Source organism: Gordonia sp. McavH-238-E, from assembly GCF_022348225.1.
Classification (GTDB): Bacteria; Actinomycetota; Actinomycetes; order Mycobacteriales; family Mycobacteriaceae; genus Gordonia; species Gordonia terrae.
Map to the genome: position 1 here is coordinate 1 of NZ_JAKRFE010000043.1, position 1,339 is coordinate 1,339.

The following is a 1,339-nucleotide window of genomic DNA, read 5'->3' on the forward strand; positions in this document are numbered from 1 at the left end:
CCCTTCGTGGCAGTGAGAATGGGTGTGGTGGTCGTCATGGGTTGAGGCCTGACCTGCTTCGTGGCTGACGGTGCTGTCATGGACGAGATCTGTCGGCCTCACTGCGCTGGCGATCACCGCAACACAACGACCTTGGGAGACCGGGGCGGGTGTGACCTAATAAGGGCCGTGTTCGGGCTTGAGCCCGTGACTCCTCACTGTCGTGTCCACCCGCCCCGGCGAGGTCATCCATCACCGCAGTGAAGGAGACACCGCCAGAATGACCGAGACAGCAGTGGGTACGCAAGTGGTCGTACTCGGGGTTGATACCCATCAGCAAACCCACCACGCAGCGATCATCGACACCCTCGGCCTGCCGTTGGCCGATCTCGAATTCCCCGCCTCGGCTGCCGGCTACCAGCAGCTGCTGGACTGGGCCCGCACCCACGGTCGCCTCGAACAAGCCGGGGTCGAATCCAGCGCCTCATACGGCGCGGGACTCACCCGCGAGTTGACCGCCGCCGGTATCGAGGTGATCGAGGTCAACGCCCCGGACGTGCGGGCCCGCCGAGCCCAGGGCAAGTCCGACCAGCTCGATGCTTACGCCGCGGCGATGGCTGTGCTGACCGGGCGGGCCACTGGCCACGCCAAAGACACCACAGGCGTTGTCGAGTCGATCCGAATGCTGTACGTGGCAAGGAGAATGGCGGTCGATCACCGCACCGAACTCGGTGACCAACTCCGTGACCTGTGCACCACGGCACCCGATGAGTTCGCTGATCAACTCAAAACCCGCACCACCACGCCTCAACGACTCGCACTGGTCGAATCACTCACGGCCCCGGCGTCGTTGACCGATCCGCGCGCGGCGTTTGTGTTCGCGGCGAAGTCCATCGCCGGGCGGTACCGGCAGACCCACCGCGAGGTCACCACGTTGACCCGCGAACTCAACAAGCTGTTGAAACCATTGGTGCCTACCGTGCTGGGCCTGCCTCAGGTCGGCCCGATCACCAGCGCACGGCTATTGATCACGATCGGGCACAATGCCGAACGCATGCGCACCGAAGCCACCTTCGCCAAACTCGTCGGTGTCGCGCCGTTACCGGCATCGTCGGGCAAGACCGTGCGTCACCGCCTCAACCGTGGCGGTGACCGGGCGGCTAACAGCGCGTTGCACATGATCGTCGTCGGACGGATGAAATCCCACGACCCCACCCGCGCCTACCTCGCCCGACGCGGCAACGAGAAAACGAAGAAGGAAATCATCCGATGCCTCAAACGCTACGTCGCCCGCGAACTCTACAAAGCCTTCACCACCGACCTCGGAGCGCTTGACAATCTATAGGACCATCTCGTCGCT

General features: G+C 63.9%; 1 protein-coding gene. It reads left to right on the forward strand.

The window, feature by feature from the left end; genetic code table 11:
• The first annotated feature begins 259 nt into the window (after window positions 1-259).
• Window positions 260-1,324 (forward strand): IS110 family transposase, encoded by a 1,065-nt coding sequence (locus MHN80_RS25620; RefSeq protein ID WP_239404135.1) that lies wholly within the window; start codon window positions 260-262, stop codon window positions 1,322-1,324.
• Window positions 1,325-1,339 lie beyond the last annotated feature (15 nt).